The organism is Mesorhizobium sp. M0184 (assembly GCF_040322215.1).
Classification (GTDB): domain Bacteria; phylum Pseudomonadota; class Alphaproteobacteria; order Rhizobiales; family Rhizobiaceae; genus Mesorhizobium.
Window position 1 is genome coordinate 26503 of the sequence record NZ_JAMYSZ010000007.1, and the last position, 19823, is coordinate 46325.

Consider the following 19823-nt stretch of genomic DNA (forward strand, 5'->3'; position numbering starts at 1 on the left):
GTACTTTAGTTATCGACATACATAGTTTCAGCTTTGGCGGCGGTACCGATCGATGTTCCGGACCCGATCGCATATCGTCGGATATGACGAAGCGCCTGGACCACGGTCCCGGCCAAGCTGCCCGGAGCAATCAAATGCTTATCCGCCCGCCTGGTCGTTGCCACCGTGCGCGGCGATGAACATGGCGACGGCCGACCGGCAATAGGATTCGATTTCGTTGTCGTCCTCTGCTCTCGCCTGATCGAAGCGTGCGATAATCAGGAGATCGGATCCTTTGAAAAGCGCGGCAAACAAGCGGGCAGACCGGAGAGGATCGGGCACGTTCAGAACCGCCTTCGCGTGCAACTGACGCAACAGGGCGTCGATTTGGGCGATGACATGGGCGGGGCCGGCTTCGTAATGGAGCTTGCTTAACGACTTTTGATTCGTCTTGTCGGCCATGATCATGGCTTCGACACTGCGGACGTCCGAGCTCAACAGCGTGCGAAGCAGGGATGATCCCACCGCCATGAGCTGATCTTCGGCCGAACCGTCGACGCCTTCAAAAAGAGCCTGCGGTGCAAACTGATGGCAGCGGGCCGCGATGGCCGCGCTGAACAGCGCCTCCTTGTTCTCGAAGTGCCGATAGATGCTGAGCTTGGATATCTTCGCCCGCTGGGCTACCTTGTCCAATGTCGTCGCTTGAAAACCCAATTCCACAAAGAGTTCGCACGCGGCGTCGACTATCGTTTGGCCAAGCGCCTCGTTGGCGGGCCGGCCGCGCCGGCCCTGGCTGTTTACGGTCACGACAATTCCAGTACTTGACAGTATCCTAATTCTTGTATTACGATACCATGTAGTATCTGAAATGTGCAAGCCAATGGGTAGGTTTCAACCTGTCCTCCAAATCAAGTTTCCCGGGGCGCCCGGCAATATCGAATGCGGCATTGTCCGGCCGGTCAACACAGTGATGGGCGACTTTCTCGTCGATGCCGAAGCCCTGCTCGCTGCCCGTCTCGAGCGCGTATCGCTGGACGATATTTCGCGCCAGGCCCAGCCCAACCCCCTCCATCCACAACACGGAGCTTATCACCATGGATGACGTCATCATCATCGGCGGCAGCTTTGCCGGTCTAGCAGCCGCCCTGCAGCTCGGCCGCGCCCGCCGCAAGGTCACCGTTCTCGATACCGGCCTGCCGCGCAACCGCTTCGCCGGCCACTCGCATGGCCTGCTCGGCCACGATCACAAGCCACCGCTGGACATCCTGGCCGAGGCGCGGCAGCAGCTGGCGCGCTATCCCACGATCAGGCTGGTCAATGCCCGGGCCGACAGCATCTCCGGCGCCATCGACGACTTCTCCGTCCTCACTGGCGATGGCGAAAGCCTTGGGGCGCGCCGCCTGATCCTGAGCTATGGCGTCGCCGACCAGATGCCTGATGTTCCGGGCTTTGCCGAAGGCTGGGGCACGTCCATCGTACCCTGCCCCTATTGCGACGGCTTTGAAGTCGCCGGCCAGCATTGGGGCCTCGTCTGGTCCGGCCCGCAGTCGCACAATTCTGTCAGGCTGTTCCACGACTGGACCGACACGCTGACGCTCTTCGCCGATGGACATGACATTCCGCCCGATATGCGGGTCGATCTGGGGCACCGCAATATACCTGTCGTCGATGGCCGGATCACCGAGATCGCCCATCACGGGGGTCATAATGCCACCGTCAAGCTCGATACCGGCCCCAATGTCGCGGTCGACATCCTGTTCGCCCATCCGCGCAACAAGCCGTCCGCAAGCCTGCATGAATCACTGGGCCTCGCCACGGTGGATACGCCCCTCGGCATCGCCCTCAAGGTCGACGAGCGCCGCGAAACCAGCATGCCCGGCATCTACGCCGCCGGCGACCTCGCCAACCCCCTCATGCCCTCGGTCACTACGGCATCATCGCACGGCGCGATAGCGGGCATCTTCTCCCAGCAGTCGATGCTGGTTTGAGAGCACAGATTCCCTTCTCCGGTTGCCGCGGGCTACCATATTCTGAAGATTGCGGGCCGGTGCCACGGAACGCGGGCCCCCTCTCCCCTGAGGGGCGTCTTTGGCCGGTCAGCCGTCTCGAAGGGGCAGTTGAGCAAAACGATTCCTAGGCTCAGGCCGGCCCGCAAACGGTCCCAAAAGACCCACAGGCTTTCCACAGGTTATTCAACCTCCCCCGCCCCCCTCCCGGGAAGAAGTTCAGCAAGTGAGGGCGCGACATTGCACCTTGAACCGTGCTGTCGCGCCCTCGGAGCGAGTGGGTCTTGAGGTGTCCAGTTTATACTGCCGGGAGTGTCCAGTTTGCACTGCCAGCGGTATCCAGTTCACCTACAAATGGAGAGGGATGGCGCTTGGATGACGCTGCCGCGGCGGGTCGCGTTGTGGCGCGCGCGGTGCTATGAAAGTTGGTGACGGTACTTTCTTCGTTCGCTGTGAAACCCACCTGAGTTGCCCAAAGTGGGTCCGGAAAGGCGATCGACTTCGATAGATGCCGAAACCGCACAAAAAATTTTCGTGCTATTTTTCCCTTTGAAATCAAGACTGTAACGTTTTGACGGCCCATGGGTCGGCTTCTTGCGCGGCAACGAATAAAAAACCTAGCTATATCAATGGCCTAACTAGATTTAGAACAATCGAGTGGGAATGAGGGGGCGTACGGTAGAGTAGGTTGGAGTACTGTCGGATATATTCGGAAATTGTTGGTCAACGATAGGAGGCGATAGTTCGCGGGCGATTCTGCAAGAACAAGCAGCCGTTTTGCAGGTCGGCGATAGACCTTCGATTATGTGTAGAGATGCTCAAGGGATCGATACACCGCGCCGTTCACAGCACATGCTTTGGATTGGGATTGGAGCGCCGATCCAATTCCTCGGACAATAGACACCATGTTCCGTGGATTTGTATCATGGTCCGGGGCGGGACCAACGAGGCGAGCGCACGGCCGCCGAGCACAGCGGGGACGGCGCCGTAGCTGAATACGTTCTCGTGCCTCGCATAGTTTCAGAGTGCTCCCGCAATGCGTGGGTCGTGCGCATGCCGTGCGGCAGATCCCTGTAGACTTAAGCGTGCCATGCTTCAGCAGCTTGGCCGACAGCGGACCCGAGTTGGCGAACGGAACAATTTGGTCGTCCTGCTACGCGACGAAGCGGACCACGCCACCATCCACCCGCAAAGCCGCGCCGGTGGTCGCCGAAGCCTGCTCCGAGCATGTGTAGATGATCATGTTGGCCACCTCATCGGTGGTCGCGAAGCGGTGGATGAGGCTCGTCGGACGCATCGCCTGCAGGAAGCCCTGCTCGGCTTCGTGCTGCGTGATTCCATTTGCGTCAGCCTGTTTCGCCATGAAGTTGCCCAGGATCTCAGAGCGGGTAGGTCCCGGCAGGACGGCGTTGACGGTGACGCCCGTGCCCGCGACCGCCTCGGCAAGCCCGCGTGAAACCGCGAGTTGAGCGGTCTTGGTCATGCCATAGTCGAGCATTTCCTTAGGGATGTTGACTGCGGATTCGCTACTTATGAACACGACGCGGCCCCAGCCTTTCGCCACCATCCGCGGCAGGTAATGACGGCTCGCGCGCACGCCACTCATTACGTTCAACTGGAAGAGGTCAAGCCAGTCCTCATCGGGGATATTTGCGATATCCTCGACGCCGTTGTAGCTCCGGATGTGTGCTGTACCGACGTTGTTCACAAGGATATCGGCGTCCGGCGCATGCGCGATCAAGGCCTTTGCCCCCTCCGCTGTCGCAAGATCAGCGGCGATACCCGAGATGTCGCTGCCGGGGAAGGCCTGCCGCATCTGCCGCACCGCCTCATCGACCCGAGCGTTTCCACGGCCGTTGACGACGACCGATGCACCGGCACGCGCCAACCCCTCCGCCGTCGCGCGGCCGATACCGGCGGTGGATCCGGTAACAATGGCCTTGCGGCCTTTGAGTTCGATATTCATCTCATTCATCTCCAAAATTAAATAGGAAGCGCAATCAATCCACTGTCGTCTTCGCTGTTTCCGCCTCCGCTGCGTGGGCGAGGCTTTCGACCCAGTCTTGGTGATACCGGTAGAGTGCGCCGGGATGTTTGCGCCCGAGCTCATCGAGGAAGAAGGGGCCCTGCTGCGTTTCCTCGGTCAGCACATGGCAGCCATGGTCCGTAGGCGTGATGACCCAGCCATGGTATGCGCTTGAGCCGGTCTCGTCGCCATCAACTGTCGTCGCCCATGCGAGCCTGCGAAGGGGCTCGCATTCCGTCACGACCAGACTCATCGGAAATCCAACCGTCACACGGCTGTATCGCGTTCCGAGCGCCAGTTCCGGCTCCCCCGTCAGAATCTTGACCTGATCCTCGGCGGGAAAGTAGCTCGACCAATTCTCGGCTTCGACGAGCAGCTTCCAGACCGCTTCAGGCGGCGCCTTCACGTCAATGTCGTTGAGTGCGTAGATGGCCGACGTTTTCGGATCATATCGCTCGGGCCAAGTCACATGGTCGTACATCGATTACTGCTCCTTCTTGAACAAATCCTGGAAGATGAGCTGGCCCCAAGTGCGGCCGCGCGCGTGCACCAGCGCGCCACCCTCGTTGAGCTTTCCCAGCTTGACGGGTGCGAACCCGAGTTGTTTGGCCAAGGCCGCCACGGGAGCGGTCGCGTCGTCGTCGTCGCTCGACAGAAAGACGACCCGGTGGCCGCCCTCGACGATCGGATCGGCAGCCAGGGTGGCCGCAACCAGGTGATTGAAACCTTTGACGAGCTTGGCGCCGGTGAACGCCTTCGCGACGAAGGCGGAGGACGGGAGGCCGTCCAGCTCTTCAGGGACTGGAAACGCGTTCATCGCGTCGATGACCGTCTTGCCTTTCCAACTCGGCAGGGCTTTCGCAACCTCGCGATGCTCCCCGAACGGGACCGCCAAGATAATTGTGTCGGCCTCGAGTGCATCCCGCAGCGACTTGGCGACGACCGTGGGTCCAATCGCCCGAGCCTGCGGCGCCAACGCCTCGGGCGGCCGGCGGCTCGCGACGGCCACGTCGATGTTTCTACGGGCGAAGGCGTGGGCGAGGGCCTGACCTATCTTACCGAATCCTACAATTGCGTAGCTCATGATCTTCTCCGATCCGTGTTGGTATTGATTTCCCCGGCCTTCAACGGCGCTGGGTTATTCGTTCCGCTGTGTGGCGACCTTTGCGTGGTCGTTCCACCATGGACACGCTAGTTCCCGCCGGTCAGCCGCTTCCCGCGATCCGGCGCGATTTCAGATGGCCGAGAAGCCGCCATCGACAGACAACTCGACCCCATTCACGAAGCTCGAATCGTCGGAAGCAAGAAACAGCGCGGCCGTCGCAATTTCCTCAGGACGCCCCATCTTTCCCCGCGGGATCAGGGATTCGAACATCTGCTTCGCCTCCTCGGTGAGGACTTGGTCCTGCATCGGTGTGGCGATCGGCCCCGGGTGCAGCACGTTCACCCGGATATTCCTGCCCTTGAGTTCGTTGAGCCACCCGCGTGCGAATGCGTGCAGCGCCGCCTTGCTTGCCGCATACACGCTGTAACCAGGAAAACCTTTCACCGAAGCAACTGACCCGGTCATGAAGATCGATCCGCCATCGTTGAACAGCGGCAACGCCTTCTGAACCGTAAACAGCGTGCCGCGCGTATTCAGGCCGAAGGCCGCATCGAAGTGCTGCTCGGTAATCTCGCCCAGTGGGACGGCTTCGCCCGTGCCGGCGCTCGCGTACAGGACGTCGATCCTGCCCTTTTCCCGCTTGACTGTATCGAACAGGCGGTCGAGGTCGTCGAGATTGGCCGCGTCGCCGCGCACGCCGGTCACGTTCCGGCCGATCAGCTTGACGGCCTCGTCCAGCGCCTCCTGTCTCCGGCCCGTGATGAAAACATAGGCGCCTTCTTCAACGAACCGCCTGGCGCTCGCCAGCGCCATGCCGCTCGATCCACCCGTGATGACTGCAACCTTACCCTCAAGTTTTCCCATGACTTCTCCTTTCGTGGTGTCGGGACGGCATCTGCCTCCGAGAACCTCGAAATGGGTCCGCCGGCGTCAGTTGTTGAGTGCGGAAGCGCGCACATCGGTGGTGCGAAATCGATCCGGCTGGACGACTGACGCCAGCCGCGACGATCGGCGTCCGCCGTTCGGAATTGAGCCGCGCTCGTCGACCTAGGCTATGATGACCGCCCGTACTGCTGTTCGATGTGTTAGATACGGGCTTTGGAAGGCGCACCGCGCGGTGCCGGATTGCACCATGACCGACTGGGATGACGTTCGCTACTTTCTTGCCGTCGCGCGCGGAGGCTCGGTGCGGGCCGCCGCCGAGCGCCTCGGTGTGAACCACTCGACCGTGCTGCGACGTGTCGCCCAGCTCGAGGAACGCCTCGGGGTGCACATGTTCGAAAAGCTGCCTTCGGGCTACCGCCTGACGGCTGCGGGCGAGGAGGTCCTCGAGTTCGCGGACCAGATGGAAGTGTCGTCGCACCTGCTGGAGACGCGCGTCTTCGGGCGCGACCAGAGCGTGCGCGGGCTTCTGCGGGTGACGCTGGCACCGCCCCTCGCGACACACCTGCTCATGCCGGACTTCGCCGATTTCGCGCGTCTGCATCCGGACATCGAGATGGAAATCTTGTCGTCCGGCGAGCTGGCAAATCTGACCAACCGAGAGGCCGACGTCGCGATCCGCGTCGTCTACGACCGCAAAACCCTGCCGCTCAATCTTCACGGCCTGAAGGGACCGGAGCTGTTCGGCGGCATCTACATGTCCTGCGATCGACTAGCCGCGTGGCGTGCGGGCGCGCCTGATCCCATCCGGTGGATCGTCATAAGCATTCATGGAATTCCGGAATGGGCCAGCGAGGGTGAGGTTCGCACCACCGGGGTTCCCTTCAGGACCACGGACGCCGAGGCGCAAATCGTTGCTGTACGGCAAGGGCTCGGGATCACGACACTGCCGTGCTTCGTCGGAGATGCCGACCCGCTACTGGTGAGGGTGCCGGGCACCGACCTGCACATGTACGGAACGCTCTGGCTTCTCACGGTGGGGGAGACACGCAAGACGAAGCGCGTGCGGCTCTTCACGGAGTTCGTATCCCGCAGGCTCGCCGCGTACGCTCCGCTTCTCGCGGGGCTGTCCATATCGCGCGACTGACGGCTGGCAGGTTGCCGATGGCGCTGTCTCGAGCGTACCGCTGTAGAAGGGCCATTCTCGGCGTCGAAAAACAATTGCTCTTTGAAGACTGTGGCGCGTACAGCTATTTCGAAATCCATGATTGGCATGAGAAGCTTTGCCCGAGCACCGCGCCGCACGAATGATGACGCGCAGCGCAACCAAATTGGGGAGGATTCAAAATATTGGTATGCGATGTTTGATTGTCACGGCTCATCCACTCAATCCAAGCCTTTGCGAAACGCTTTCGAACGCAGCTATCGACACCCTGATGGATGCGAAACACCAGTGCCGACATGTTGATCTGTATCGATCTGGCTTCTTCCCGGCTCTTACACCGGCGGAGCGCGCGAGCTACTATTCCGGATTCGAGACTACAGAGGTAGCTAAAGAGATTGAGGATCTTCTCTGGGCCGAGACTATCGTCTTGATTTTTCCCACGTGGTGGTTCGGACCTCCAGCTATATTGAAGGGCTGGTTCGACAGGGTATGGGTGCCTGGTATTGCATACGATCACGCAGCCGATCTTGGTGCCATACAACCGCGACTTCGCCAGCTAAGGAAGGTGGTTGCAATAACCACTTTGGGCTCACCTTGGTGGGTCGATTGGCTGATCCTCAGGCGGCCAGTGCGGCGCGTTCTCAAGACAGCTATTCTGAATACCTGTGCTCCTCAAGCCTCGCTTACGTTCCTTTCATTTTACAAGGTTGAAAGTCTGCCTAGGCAAGGTGTCGATGCTGCGATAAATCGCATTAGATCAATGCTACAGCATCTATAGCTAAGCCCCGTCACAATGCTCCTTTCTTTGAAGGGCGCAGGTAGAGCAATGCCCGTGGGGACAGCGCGGCTCGTGACCGCTGCCCTTATCGGTATGTACGCGCATACGCGCCGAAAGCGTCACCATCGGTAGATGGCAGCACCGCGGATATCTACCGTCACGACATGGCATTCCTGGGCGCCGCCGCCACCGGCATCATCAACGAGGTGCGCGGCATCAACCGCGTCGTCTATGACGTGACGAGCAAACCGCCAGGCACCATCGAGTGGGAGTGACGAGGAGTACTGCGGAGTAGAAGAGGATAGAGCAGCATGTTTAAGGCGATGTTGGCTCGGCGATAATAGTCAATAGTCCCAGCCCCCGGCCACCCGGCGACGGCATAGACGAAGCATCTGGCCGATCGGCGAATGTCTGGAACGAACGTCCCACAGAGAAGGGTGGAGCAGCCTAGCCTTGCTGGGTTTGACACCCGGGGTCCGCGGCAACTGCCACCGGCGAGGCGTTGCATCTGCCGGCGACGTATCCTTTCGCTCAGTTCGTCCGTCTTAGCTGTTGATGGGCGCGGTCATCCTGAACGTCGCCCTCCACAACGAATTGGAGCGTGACAATGAACAGCAAGCAGAGCTTAGCGAACAAGATACACTATGAAACGCTCGCCGAGGCTTGGCGCAGCGGTCGGGAATTGCCGCCGGAAGTCTCCGAGTGGTCTGTCTTGACGGCAGAGCCGGGCGACGTCGATTACATTGAGACCAAACTCGGCGACAAGACCGCGCTGTGGGTTCAGCCAAAAGCGGCGGCCAATGATCGGGTCATGCTTTACCTGCACGGTGGTGGCTATCTCGGCGGATCGATCTGGACCCATCGCAAGATGGTCGGACACCTCGCCAAGGCGATTGGCTGTTACGCGCTGCTCGCCACTTACGACTACGTTTTCCAGAGCAAGTTTCCGCGCCAAATCGAGCAGGCCGTGACCGCGTTCGAGTGGCTCGCCGAGCAAGGTATCGCGCCGAAGCACACCATAGCTGCAGGCGATTCCGCTGGTGCTGGCCTGATCGTTGCGGCCGCGATGAAACTCCGTGACGCGGGACGGCCGCTACCGGCCGCGATTCTCAGCATCTCTGGCTGGTACGATCTGTCGGCGAGCGGGCTCTCTTATGAAGCCAATCGCGAGAAGGACGCATTCTTCCAGAAGGCGGCCGTGGATATGCTGGCATCGCAACTCCTCGCAGGTACCGATCCCAGGAATCCACTCGCCAGCCCGATCTTTGCCGATCTGAAGGGCCTGCCCCCGACCTATCTGCAGGCGGGCGAAGACGAAACCCTCGTGGACGACAGCCGAGCGCTGGCCGACCGCGCAAAGGCCGCCGGCGTCGAGGTGCGCCTGGACGTATTTCCGGGGATGCTGCACTCGTTCCAGATGATGGCTGGGCGTGCTCCCGAAGCCGACGACGCGATCGCGCGGTTGGCACAATGGGTTCGCCCCAGGCTCGGTCTGACCGGAACCGCTGCAACACGCGGTGAAAGTCGGGAGGTCGCATGACCCGCAAATTGAAAGTGGGCAGCTTCGTCTCGCTCGATGGTGTGATCGAGAGCCCGACCAAGATCGCGGGATCGAGCTTCGATGAAGAGGCGAAGGAATATTCGTTCGAAGCTTTGGCCGACGCCGAGTTCCTACTGCTCGGTCGCGTTACTTACGAGATGTTCGCGGCGCGTCCGGAGACGAAAGGCGACAAATACGCAGATCGCCTCAACGGCATGAAGAAGCTCGTCGCCTCACGGACGCTCAAAAGAGTGGCGTGGAACGGCTCGTTGATAGAGGGCGACGTGGCTGCCGAGCTTGCGAGGATCAAGCAACAGCCGGGCGGCAACATCGTGAAATACGGGATCACCAGCCTCGATCGGACCCTGCTCGCCGCGGGCCTTGTCGATGAGTATCAGATTTGGCTGATCCCCAAGGTGGTCGGCGTGGGCAAGCGCGCATTTGAAGACGTTGACAACGATCTCGTCCGCCTGAAGCTTGTCGATACGCATCGCTTCAAGAATGGGGTCATGGTTCTCACCTATGTTCCTCAATGACGCTAATATGTGGCAGGTGAAGGACATGCCTGGGCGACCGATCGGCCTATTCGACGCGCAGTATCGAGCCTTCCTCGAGACAGTGTCGGGCGTCCGCGCCCAACTGCATCGCTATTGCACCCGCATGACCGGCTCGCGGCTCGACGGCGAGGATCTCATGCAGGAGACGCTGTTCGAGGCCTACACGAAGATCGAGACCCTCGATGATCCCCGCAGGCTAAAACCCTGGTTGTTTCGCATCGCTCACAATCGCTGCATTGACTTTGTGAGGCGGCGCCATGCGCGCGAGCGAGCGGAAAGCGCCTATTCGGACGACATCGGCGTCATCGCTGCAGAGCCAGCGACCACTGATGCCCATCGCGCCGTCGAACGGCTGGTCGGTCACCTGCCGCCCAAGGAGCGCGCCTGCGTGCTCTTGAAGGATGTGTTCGACTACTCGCTGGAAGAGACCGCAGAACTCGTGGGCTCGACGGTCGGCGGCGTCAAATCCGCGCTCTCCCGTGGACGGGCGAAGCTCGCCGACTTGCCTGCTGAACCTGCCGGTGAACCGAACCGTCCGCTTGATCCCGACACCGCGCGGCTCTTGCAGCGCTATGTTGACCTCTTCAACCGCCATGACTGGGATGGCGTGCGGAGCCTCACAAGTGCCGATGCTCGGTTGCGAGTCGCCGACTGCTTCGATGGCCTGCTCAGAAGCTCTCCCTATTTCGTCGAATACGAGCAAAATCCACAGACGTGGACCATGACGTCGGGCGCGATCGACGGAGAACCTGTCCTGTTCGTGCTCTTCCAGCGAGGCGACCAGTGGCAGGTCGGGTGGCCGGTTCGTGTCCATGTCGCCGGCCGCCTCATCGACCGCATCGAAGACTATTATGCCTGCCCGTGGGTCATTGGAAACGCCTTGGAATCCGACCTGAAACTCATGACTGGGCCAGCCGTTTTGGGAAGAGCATAAGGCGACGATTTCTCACTTCTGGCCTGGCGGAGTTACGATGGTGCGTCCTCAACGAAAAATCGTGGCGTGCCTCGGATCGAGCAGCACGGCGGGCAAGGGCCAGGCATTCGATTGGATCGCGGAGCTCCGCCGGCGGCCGGGCAACGGGCAATTTGAGTTCCGGAATTTTGGCGTCGGCGGCGACTTGGCCTACAACGCGCTGCAGCGGTTGCCGGATGTGCTCGCCTGTCGTCCCGACAAGGTCATCGTCTGGGTCGGCGGGAATGATGTTCTCACGCTCGTGTCACGCAAAGTGCGGCGGTTCTTTACGTTTTGGAAGCGTCTGCCCCGCACGCCTTCGCCCGATTGGTTCCACGAGAATCTGGCCGAGATAGCACGCAGGCTGAAGCGCGAGACGGCGGCGGACATCGGCCTTTGCTCGCTCCCTCCGATAGGAGAAGCGCCGGATTCGGACGACCCGTTCCAGAGCGAGCTCAACCGGCGGATCAAGGAATATTCTGCGATCGTGGCGGCCATCGCGCACGAGGAACGCTGCGGCTATATCTCGCTCCATGAGGCGCTCACCGAGGCGGTTCGCGCCTCGCCTGGCCGGGCCTACACGGCGTTCAACTTTCTTCCATTCTATCGCGATGCTTTTCGCGTACTGGTGCTGCGGCAGCGTCCGGATGATGTCGCCCGCGTAAATGGCTGGCTATTTCACACGACGGCGTGCACTTGAACAGCCGGGCAGGGCTGATCGTGGCGGATCGCCTACAGAAATTCGTTCAGGCCTGAACCCTGAGCGGCAAGGCTGTATCCGATTTGCGCACCTATCTGAATGTCTTATCGCGCAGGCTGGCGGCCGGTTTATCGACCTAGCAACATCGCCACGCGCGATGCCAAAAGTTTAACGACGAACCCTAGAGGATAACCCCGGTGGCTCGGCACGTCGTCAGGAATGACATCGCTGTCCGACTTGAACTTAGTGCAAATCCGCAGCTGCAGTGCCGGGAGTTCTCCGTGAAACCGCGCTCTGTATGCCGAGACCCAATGCGGACCTTTATCGAAATTCATGAACATCGCCGAATTGCAGCACGTGGCGACAACCCTGTTCGTGGCCGAAACTTCCTTAAGCTTATAACCCCTCAGCAATTCGGCCCCCTTGGAGCACTCGATGCGGTCCTTTCGATAGAGGATGTATGCGGTGCCGCCATCGGGATCGCGTATGGCGCCAGCACCTGGCAAAGCTTCGATCTGGTCAGCTCCCTTCTGGCAGTCGTCGCAGTAGCAGACACTGCTCACGATCGGCCTGCCGAACGCTTTGAGTTCGACGCCACCGCAAGAGCATGCTGCGGTCATAATAGGTAAGCGCGTCATCTGCTGGTGATCATCATGCGATTGCCCTCGCTGTCCCGAAATTCCGCGATCGTGCGCCCCAGTTGCCATGGCGCGGGGCGCGGTTCTGTTATGATCTCGGCGCCTCGCGATTTGAGTCTCTGGACGGTGACTTCGATTTCGTTGTCAACCAGCACGAGGACGGGGCCCTCAGATGATGTTTCGTCCTTGCGCCTTAGGAAGTGGAGGGTGGTTTCGGCCCCTGGAAATCCGAGTTCGATCCATCGCCAGCCATCATTGCCCATTGGCTGATCGGCGACGACGCGGCAGTTCAGGTGATCGATGTAGAAGGCCTTGGCGCGTTCCTGATCGAACACCGGAAGCTCCGCGAACTGGACGTGCATCGTCGATCTCCCCATTGCGTCTCGATCCAAATCAAACTAGACGGCACAGTACCATGAGTCAATCGGCAGCGGACACGCCAGGAGCATGACCACGACGCGTTCAGCAGGTGCTACAGAAGAACTCGAACCGCACGGACGGTCGGCGAAAAAGCGGCGGGCCATCCTCGATGCGGCTACAGAGGTGTTTCTACAAAAGGGCTATCTGGCCACCAACATGGACGAGATCGCGGCGCTTGCGGCGGTGTCGAAACAGACCGTCTACAAGAATTTTCCGAGCAAGGAGACGCTGTTCGTAGAGATCGTGAGCAGCGTGACCAATCGAGCCAGCGATAGGGTCCACACTGAAATGCCGGACCTCGCCGAGGGCGAAGATGTTGCCGAATATCTTCGGCGCTATGCGTACCGACAGCTTGCCACCGTGCTCACGCCGCGCGTCATGCAGCTGCGTCGTCTGGTGATCGGCGAGGTCGGCCGCTTCCCAGAACTGGCAAAGGCGCTCTTCGATGGCGGACCCGGGCGCGCAATTGCGGCGATGGCAGTGTTGTTCGAGCGCTTGGCTGATCGCGGCCTGCTTGCGATCGATGATCCGGCCGTCGCCGCTTCCCAGTTCAATTGGTTGATTATGGGCGAGCCATTGAACAGGGCCATGCTGTTGGGTGACGAATCGATTCCGAAACCGGCGAAGCTTCGACGGCACGCCGCGGCCGGCGTGCGGGTGTTCCTTGCGTCATACGGCAAGTGAGGCACGCCACGGCGACGAGCGAATGCCGGGCGCTACCGTGCGGACCGTTCGGCCGTGTTTGACGGTCCTTTTTTTGGTCCCCAGTGGGTCGCGGCTTGTTGCGGCGCGGCTGTCGAAAATCGACCGATTGTTGTCGATAGTCGCCGAAACCGAGCTGATCCCGAATCGCCGAAATTCCCTTTTGAAATCAAGAGCGCAGATTTCTGACGGATCGCAGAGTCGGTTCTTTAGGGCGTGCAGAAAAGTTTGTGCTGCCGCGTCAACGCGTTACCATGGCTCAAAACGATCGAGTGGGAATGAGCTCAAATTCGGTCCGACGGACGTTAGGGTGTCGGGTGGGTTGTGATCAGGCGGGAACGTACGTCAACCTGATGGCGTCCTCGCCAACCCGGTCGCTGGCCACGAGACGCAGCGGTGGCCGGGGGCCGGCGAAGAATGGCTTGCCGCGACCAAGCACGATGGGACGGAAGTAGAGCCGGTACTCATCGATAAGACCAAGCTCGGTCAGACTACCCGCAAGCTCCGGTCCGGCGACTTCGATCTCGCCCTCGTGTTCGGCTTTAAGCGCCCTAACGAACCCTTTGAGATCGTCGTCCACCAGCGTGGCGTTCGGCCCGACCGACTTCAGGGTGCGAGAGACGACCCATTTCGGCTGCGCCCGCCAGGCCGCCGCAAAGTCGCGCCCGACCTGGTCCTGTCCCGGCTGATCCTCGTCCCAATAGCGCATTACCTCGTACATGCGCCGGCCGTAGAGGCTGCCGGCGATCCCGCGCACATGGGCGTTGAAGTGGCGATGGAGCGCCTCGCCCGGCATCGGCAGCCCGGGCCTGCCCTCGGCGCCAGCGACATAGCCGTCGAGCGACTGCATCATTCCGAACACAAGCTTCGCCATGCACAGGCTCCTATCGATCGACGACGATCCGAAGGGATCGCATTCATTTATACCTCGCCCTCACTTCGTCGGTTCGTTGGCTGCACACATTCTCTGACGTGTTCACGTTGGCCGGTAAATCTGCGCCACCGCGCCCCCCGGGAAGGCTTTCGAGCTCACCAGCTTGAGAGACATCGGCGCGGCGAGTTCGGAGAACAGCGGCAGGCCTTTGCCCAGCGCCACGGGGGCCACCGTCAGGGCGAGCTGGTCGACCAGTCCTTGGGCGACGAGACTGCGGGCGAAGCTCACTCCGCCGTGGGCGATGATCGGCTTGCCCTCTTGGGCTTTCAACTTCGCGACTTCCTCCGCCAAGTCACCGCTCGCCACATAGGCCTCCGCCCAACTTTCACCACCGGGCTGCAACTTTGCCGGCTGACCGGTTCCCGCGTTGACGGCGCGAGCCTCATCGAGCGCCGCCGACTTGCTCACCTCCCTCAGGATCTCCGGTCCCCGTCGTGAGAAGACGGTCTTGGGGATCTGGTTCATCGGCGCCGCGAACTGGTCGCAGGAGATCGGCCACCAGGCGGCCATGTCACGGAAGCTGCGGCTGCCCATGATGTGCAGGCTCGAGTTCCATATGAACTCTACGCCCCAGGCCTTCGCCTCTTGATCGGCGCCGAACATCCATGTGTTTCGGCCATCCAGGGCACTCACGAAGCCGTCGATCGATATGGACATCTTCAAGATCAGGTCTCTCATCGCTTCTTCCTTGCGCTGGTGAGACCCAAGGACGGGCCAGATCGGTCAGTTCCGACAATTCGTTGCGGGATAGTCCGACGACGCTTGCGCGACGCCGAAGAAGGGATACCGAGCTTCCTTGCCTAGTCGGCGAGGGTGTCGTTGATGCCGCGCCAAATTCTGGTTCAGCGCCGTTTGTCAAAGCAGCGCACCTGAAGGTTGCGGCTGAGGCAACTGCCGTCCGCCAGGTGGCGAGAGGCATGTGAGACGAAGCCGGTGCACGCCGACTGATTTGATTCCCAAAACCGGATACGGGTCTTTCCGTAACGGCGCCAATCAGCTTATCGATTTTTCTCGGCCGGGTTCTCCTTTCGTGGCGCCGAGGCGGGTAAGCAGATTGAGCGTGATCCTGCCGACATCGTTCATGGCGCCTGCGGCTGGCAGCGCGCCGCACCAGGCAACCGAGCTTGCGGAAAAGATCAAGCCGCCTGCTGCGAGCTTTCGCAGGGTCATTTCGGCGCAGCGGCGGGCGATGCGTTGCCTATCCCCGCCCTCGTACCAGCGCGTCGGATCCTGAAAGAAGCTGTCGGGAAATCCCGTCGCACGCGCGATCACGACGGTGTCAGCGGAAGTGCCGAGGGCTGGATCCGTCGCATCCACTTCGTAGCCCGCGGCACCGCCCAGCACGATGCCGTCCGTGCCGAAGGTCGCATTTTCAACGCCTTCGAACAGCCATGCGCATCCTGCTTCACGGCTTTCCTTAGTGCGCGTGAATGGGCGCGCGCCTTCGAACCCCATCAGTGAGATCGCGCCACCGATCAGCGTGAATTCGCCTCGGCCGCGGGAACGGAGATAGCCGCCTGGTTCGTTGGTGATCGACAGCGCCTGTTCGGCGACCGGGCCGTCCCAGGTGCGGCCAGCCTCCAGCGGCGAGCGCCGCAGCTCCATCAGGTCGTCCTTGAAAGCCACAGTGGCAGCGAAGCCGTTTCCGCCGAGATAGGCGATGCTGCCGCCTTCGGCCACAAACTGCCGCAGCGCCTGCTCCATCTCGATCGACATATATTCGGGGTGACTGCCGGTAACGACGGCTTGATGTCGACGCAGACCGTCTATGCCGCATTCGTGCAAATCGTGATCGGTCAGGACGTCAAACACGATTCCATTGTGGTGGCAGAATCGGAGGAAATGCAGATCGACCGGCAAATTGTGTGGGCAGCCGCAGAGCGGATAATCGTAATCGTCCCTGAGCGTCACTTTCGGCTTTTTGTAGGAACAGATGGAAACACCGCTAAGGTCGGAATGGTAGTCGTAAAGAGATTTCAGATTGTTGGCGATCGCGAAGCGATGTCCCCGGTCGTCGCCTTTCCATTCATAAAGATGATCCGGGAGATATTCGTCCGCATAAGCGAGATAGGTGGCCGTCGGCACGAGATACAACAGCGGCGACGAAACCTGTGAAGAGGTGACGAAGAACACCACGCGTTCGTAGCCACCCTCCCATTCGACCTGGAACGCGTAGACGCCTGGGCGTGCGTTTTCAGGGATCGTCGTTTGGTGCGATGCCGGCCACTCGAGCGGGCCGATGTCGTCGTCGTGGCAATGGATAGCGTCGTAGTGCGACGGCACCAAGCGAGGCTCGAAGCTCGATCCGTCCCAGCGTGCCGAAGTCACGCAGAAGGCTGGCTGATTGATCACATCTAGGAGCAGCGGATCTGCTCCGCCCGACGACAGGATCGGTTGCGATGCTAACAGCGTCGGGAAATTCCAGGCAACAGTCCCGTGTGGGGTGTCGAGCCGGATCGCAGCAAATTTCGCGTTGAGGGTAGGTTCGTGGTTGGTGGCACTTGCGCCGAAATGGATGCCGTGCGCCTGCAGGTTCCGCGCCGAGCCGCCAAAACCTTCATGGAGTTCGTAAGGCGCGAGAAGATCATGGGATTTGATGCGCAGACGCGATTGTTCCTGCCGCAGATCCAACTCGACAGTGAGCCACACACCAGTTGGCGCCTTCGTCTCGACAAGGGTTTCGCCGCCGATTTCCACGACAAATGCGCCGTCGCGGAGGCGCAGCCCGAGGGCGCCTGCCTCCAGGATCGTGCGCGCATCTTCGTTGCGCGTGAGGAACAGCTCAAAACGTATGCCGTGGACGGCTTGTACTTTGGCCAGTTCGCCGGCTCGCACGAACAGGAACGACCCTTGGTCGAAATGCCGAAGCCGTGCTTCACCTACCGTTTCGATGGGCCAGGCGAGAAATTCCGGAGCCGGCTTATCGAGCCGGCAAATTCGTGTGGCCTTTATCGGCCGATCGCATGACAGGCTGAGCTTGATCCGCTGGCCTGCTTTGGCACTCCAGGGGGTGGTATAGCCAACCACGCTCATCGCGTCGTGGTCTACTGCGCGCTTCATCTATCCCTCCCGATGAACTCCAGATGGGCTGGGGCGAACCGCGTAGTCCGGTCCGATGTCGGCCAATGCGCTGCCGCTCTGACAAGCAAAGTTCCGCATGGCGCACTACAGCCATGATGTACATGCTTGTATAGATAAGCTGCATTCGGATAGTCTCGACGCGATCGGTCCAAGCGCGACATTACCAAGGAGGATGACATGCGCAACGCATCTCTCTTCGATCTGTCAGGCAGGAAGGCGCTTGTAACCGGCGCAAGCCGTGGCATCGGGCGCAGCATCGCCGAGGCGCTCAGCGCGGCCGGCGCCGACGTCGCGGTCACGGCGCGCAGCGTGGCCTCGCTCGAGAAGACGATGGCTGCCATCCGCACCGCCGGCGGGGTCGCGCATGCCATCGCCCTGGATGTCACCGATGTCGACCGCTGCCGGGCGGCGACTGCCGAGGCCGGCAGCCTGCTCGGAGGTCTTGATATTCTCGTCAACAATGCGGGGGTGGAAGAGGTCCGGCCTTCACTCGATGTCGACGAGGCCTTGTGGGACCGGATTGTCGATACGAATCTCAAAGGCGCCTTCTTCTGCGCCCAAGCCGCCGCGCGGCAGATGAGAGACGCCGGACGGCCCGGCGTCATTATCAATCTCTGCTCGCTGACCTCCGAGGTTGGGGTTCCCACGGCGGTGCCGTACGGCTCGTCGAAATCAGGCCTCCTCGGCATGACGCGGGCGCTTGCAGCGGAGTGGGCCGATCTCGGGATCCGGGTCAACGCCATTGCGCCTGGCTATTTCAGGACAGCGATGACAGACGTGTTCTACAGCAACGAGGCATGGCAGCAATCGATGCTCGCCAAGATTCCGCAGCGCCGTTTTGGTGATCTCTCGGACCTGCACGGAATCGCGGTGTTCCTCGCTTCGGATGCGGCAGCCTACATAACCGGCCAGTCCATTCCCGTGGATGGAGGCTTTCTCGCATCGATTTGAAGGCTTCAGGGGCCGGAGACGTGTCCCAGAAGTGATCGACAAGCGCTAATCGTAATTGCGTTCTAAGAAAAGGAGCCGCCATGTCTGACGTCAGCTTCCACCGCCTGTCATCCCTCAGTGTCGATCAGCGGGCCAGTTTACTGAAACGCGCCGAAGGAGATCTGTCTTCCTTCATCGAAAAGGTCCGTCCAATCATCCAGGCCGTCAAGGATGAAGGTGACGCGGCACTGCTCCGGTTTGCACGCGAACTCGACAAAGCCGATGTTGCCGACGGTGGACTGAAAGTTTCGGAAGCGGAGTTCGACGCGGCATTCGACAAGGTCGAGAAGGATGTCGTGGAGAGTATCCGGTTCGGCATCGAGAACATAAGGCATTTCCACGAGGAGCAGCGCCCGGAAACGATGTGGCTCAAGGAAGTTCGGCCGGGCGCCTATGCGGGCGACCGATACACACCGATTGCTTCCGTTGCGCTTTATGTTCCGCGCGGCAAAGGCGCCTTTCCCTCGGTGACGATGATGACCTCGGTTCCGGCGGTGATTGCCGGGGTTCCCCAGATCGCGATCGTGACGCCTGCGACTTCGGATGGTTCCGTCGACGCCGCGACGCTGGTTGCTGCCCGCCTCGCCGGCGTGGAGACCGTGTACAAGTGCGGCGGCGCCCATGCGGTCGCCGCCGTCGCCTATGGAACCGAGACCGTGAAGCCTGCCGTCAAGATCGTCGGGCCGGGGAGCCCGTGGGTGGTGGCGGCAAAGAGCGTGTTGTCCCCGATCATCAACACAGGCCTCCCTGCCGGTCCTTCCGAAGCGATCATTTTTGCCGATGACAGCGTCGACGGCGGCCTGGCTGCTCTTGACCTGTTGATCGAGGCCGAGCACGGGCCGGATTCCTCGGCCTACCTGGTGACGCACAGCCGCAAGGTCGCCGAAGCCGCGTTGATTGCGATACCGGAACACTGGTCCAGGATGAGCGAACAGCGTGTGGAGTTCTCACGCGCGGTGCTGACTGGGAAGCGCGGCGGCATCGTGCTGACCGAGTCGCTGGAGGACAGCTACCGGTTCATCAACGACTATGCGCCGGAGCACCTCGAGATTCTGTCAACGGAGCCATTTGCGCATCTCGGACGTATCACGGAAGCTGCCGAGATCCTCATGGGTCCGCATACGCCGGTGACCCTCGCCAACTTCGTCCTGGGACCCAATGCGGTGCTGCCGACCAGCCGGTGGGCGCGAACCTTTGGACCGCTTTCCGTGACGGATTTCGTCAAGCGATCGTCGGTCGGCTATGTGACCTCGGCGGCCTATCCGGAACTCGCCCTGCATGCCCGCAGGCTCGCCCGCTACGAAGGATTCAGCTCGCATGAGAACGCGGTTTCGGAGATCCGCGATCGCTATCTCGCCGGCTGAGCGG

The 19823-nt window shown here is 60.9% G+C and carries 21 protein-coding genes and 2 pseudogenes; 11 read left to right on the forward strand and 12 right to left on the reverse strand.

The genetic code is table 11. The annotated features are described in order from the left end of the window. Positions 1-138 precede the first annotated feature (138 nt). On the reverse strand, positions 139-786 hold the full coding sequence (locus NKJ23_RS10895; RefSeq protein ID WP_352680304.1) for a TetR/AcrR family transcriptional regulator: 648 nt from the start codon (positions 784-786) through the stop codon (positions 139-141). Between the two features lie 37 nt (positions 787-823). After that, complete coding sequence (locus NKJ23_RS10900) at positions 824-1075, reverse strand: hypothetical protein (RefSeq protein WP_352680305.1); 252 nt, start codon at positions 1073-1075, stop codon at positions 824-826. On the opposite strand from NKJ23_RS10900, the gene NKJ23_RS10905 reads away from it, so the two are divergent. Further along, positions 1074-1967, forward strand: a complete 894-nt coding sequence (locus tag NKJ23_RS10905; RefSeq protein ID WP_352680306.1) for an NAD(P)/FAD-dependent oxidoreductase — start codon at positions 1074-1076, stop codon at positions 1965-1967. The two genes, NKJ23_RS10900 and NKJ23_RS10905, sit on opposite strands and share 2 nt — an antisense overlap. Before the next feature lie 1055 nt (positions 1968-3022). Here the strand turns inward: NKJ23_RS10905 and NKJ23_RS34645 are convergent. The 5 genes and pseudogenes from NKJ23_RS34645 to NKJ23_RS10925 all read right to left on the reverse strand — a co-directional run. Further along, positions 3023-3135, reverse strand: a pseudogene (locus NKJ23_RS34645) (alpha/beta fold hydrolase); the annotation flags it as partial. A 3-nt stretch (positions 3136-3138) separates the two neighbouring features. After that, positions 3139-3951 (reverse strand): SDR family NAD(P)-dependent oxidoreductase, encoded by an 813-nt coding sequence (locus NKJ23_RS10910; RefSeq protein WP_352569204.1) that lies wholly within the window; start codon positions 3949-3951, stop codon positions 3139-3141. 34 nt (positions 3952-3985) lie between these two features. Next, positions 3986-4492 (reverse strand): SRPBCC domain-containing protein, encoded by a 507-nt coding sequence (locus NKJ23_RS10915; RefSeq protein ID WP_352450990.1) that lies wholly within the window; start codon positions 4490-4492, stop codon positions 3986-3988. Between the two features lie 3 nt (positions 4493-4495). Next, positions 4496-5095 carry an NADPH-dependent F420 reductase gene (locus NKJ23_RS10920; RefSeq protein WP_352680307.1) on the reverse strand — a complete coding sequence of 200 codons (600 nt, stop codon included), beginning with the start codon at positions 5093-5095 and terminating at the stop codon, positions 4496-4498. A gap of 150 nt (positions 5096-5245) precedes the next feature. Beyond that, entirely contained in the window at positions 5246-5980 is a 735-nt protein-coding gene (locus NKJ23_RS10925; protein ID WP_352569207.1) for an SDR family NAD(P)-dependent oxidoreductase, read from the reverse strand. 268 nt (positions 5981-6248) lie between these two features. Between NKJ23_RS10925 and NKJ23_RS10930 the strand changes: the two genes are divergently transcribed. The 7 genes and pseudogenes from NKJ23_RS10930 (at position 6249) to NKJ23_RS10960 (ending at position 11690) form a co-directional block, all read left to right on the forward strand. Beyond that, entirely contained in the window at positions 6249-7145 is an 897-nt protein-coding gene (locus NKJ23_RS10930) for a LysR family transcriptional regulator (protein ID WP_352680308.1), read from the forward strand. Positions 7146-7353: 208 nt separating this feature from the next. Beyond that, the gene (locus NKJ23_RS10935; protein WP_352680442.1) at positions 7354-7941 is read left to right on the forward strand and encodes an NAD(P)H-dependent oxidoreductase; all 588 of its coding nucleotides are present in this window, start codon (positions 7354-7356) and stop codon (positions 7939-7941) included. A gap of 107 nt (positions 7942-8048) precedes the next feature. Beyond that, positions 8049-8216, forward strand: a pseudogene (locus NKJ23_RS10940) (GMP synthase (glutamine-hydrolyzing)); the annotation flags it as partial. 332 nt (positions 8217-8548) lie between these two features. Then, the gene (locus NKJ23_RS10945; protein WP_352680309.1) at positions 8549-9481 is read left to right on the forward strand and encodes an alpha/beta hydrolase; all 933 of its coding nucleotides are present in this window, start codon (positions 8549-8551) and stop codon (positions 9479-9481) included. Between the two features lie 14 nt (positions 9482-9495). Then, positions 9496-10017: a dihydrofolate reductase family protein gene (locus NKJ23_RS10950; RefSeq protein WP_352680310.1), complete on the forward strand. Its 522-nt coding sequence runs from the start codon at positions 9496-9498 to the stop codon at positions 10015-10017. A gap of 25 nt (positions 10018-10042) precedes the next feature. Then, a complete protein-coding gene (locus NKJ23_RS10955) occupies positions 10043-10972 on the forward strand; it encodes an RNA polymerase sigma factor (protein ID WP_352680311.1) in 930 nt (309 codons plus the stop codon). A gap of 37 nt (positions 10973-11009) precedes the next feature. After that, complete coding sequence (locus NKJ23_RS10960; protein WP_352680312.1) at positions 11010-11690, forward strand: SGNH/GDSL hydrolase family protein; 681 nt, start codon at positions 11010-11012, stop codon at positions 11688-11690. A 128-nt stretch (positions 11691-11818) separates the two neighbouring features. On the opposite strand, the gene NKJ23_RS34650 is transcribed toward NKJ23_RS10960, so the two are convergent. Beyond that, positions 11819-12397: a GFA family protein gene (locus tag NKJ23_RS34650; protein WP_502902526.1), complete on the reverse strand. Its 579-nt coding sequence runs from the start codon at positions 12395-12397 to the stop codon at positions 11819-11821. Continuing rightward, complete coding sequence (locus tag NKJ23_RS10965) at positions 12325-12663, reverse strand: VOC family protein (protein ID WP_352680313.1); 339 nt, start codon at positions 12661-12663, stop codon at positions 12325-12327. The genes NKJ23_RS34650 and NKJ23_RS10965 overlap by 73 nt, the downstream gene beginning before the upstream one ends. Before the next feature lie 112 nt (positions 12664-12775). On the opposite strand from NKJ23_RS10965, the gene NKJ23_RS10970 reads away from it, so the two are divergent. Beyond that, on the forward strand, positions 12776-13432 hold the full coding sequence (locus NKJ23_RS10970) for a TetR/AcrR family transcriptional regulator (protein WP_352680314.1): 657 nt from the start codon (positions 12776-12778) through the stop codon (positions 13430-13432). A gap of 346 nt (positions 13433-13778) precedes the next feature. Here the strand turns inward: NKJ23_RS10970 and NKJ23_RS10975 are convergent, their stop codons facing one another. The 3 genes from NKJ23_RS10975 to NKJ23_RS10985 form a co-directional block, all read right to left on the reverse strand. Beyond that, a complete protein-coding gene (locus tag NKJ23_RS10975) occupies positions 13779-14324 on the reverse strand; it encodes a dihydrofolate reductase family protein (RefSeq protein WP_352680315.1) in 546 nt (181 codons plus the stop codon). A gap of 102 nt (positions 14325-14426) precedes the next feature. Beyond that, positions 14427-15062: a dihydrofolate reductase family protein gene (locus NKJ23_RS10980; RefSeq protein ID WP_352680316.1), complete on the reverse strand. Its 636-nt coding sequence runs from the start codon at positions 15060-15062 to the stop codon at positions 14427-14429. A gap of 315 nt (positions 15063-15377) precedes the next feature. Next, positions 15378-17444, reverse strand: a complete 2067-nt coding sequence (locus NKJ23_RS10985) for a N,N-dimethylformamidase beta subunit family domain-containing protein (RefSeq protein ID WP_352680317.1) — start codon at positions 17442-17444, stop codon at positions 15378-15380. Positions 17445-17642: 198 nt separating this feature from the next. On the opposite strand from NKJ23_RS10985, the gene NKJ23_RS10990 reads away from it, so the two are divergent. Both NKJ23_RS10990 and hisD read left to right on the forward strand, forming a co-directional pair. Continuing rightward, positions 17643-18416: an SDR family NAD(P)-dependent oxidoreductase gene (locus NKJ23_RS10990; RefSeq protein WP_352451001.1), complete on the forward strand. Its 774-nt coding sequence runs from the start codon at positions 17643-17645 to the stop codon at positions 18414-18416. An 80-nt stretch (positions 18417-18496) separates the two neighbouring features. Continuing rightward, positions 18497-19819, forward strand: coding sequence for a histidinol dehydrogenase (gene hisD, locus NKJ23_RS10995; protein WP_352680318.1), 1323 nt, complete (start codon positions 18497-18499; stop codon positions 19817-19819). Positions 19820-19823: the final 4 nt, after the last annotated feature.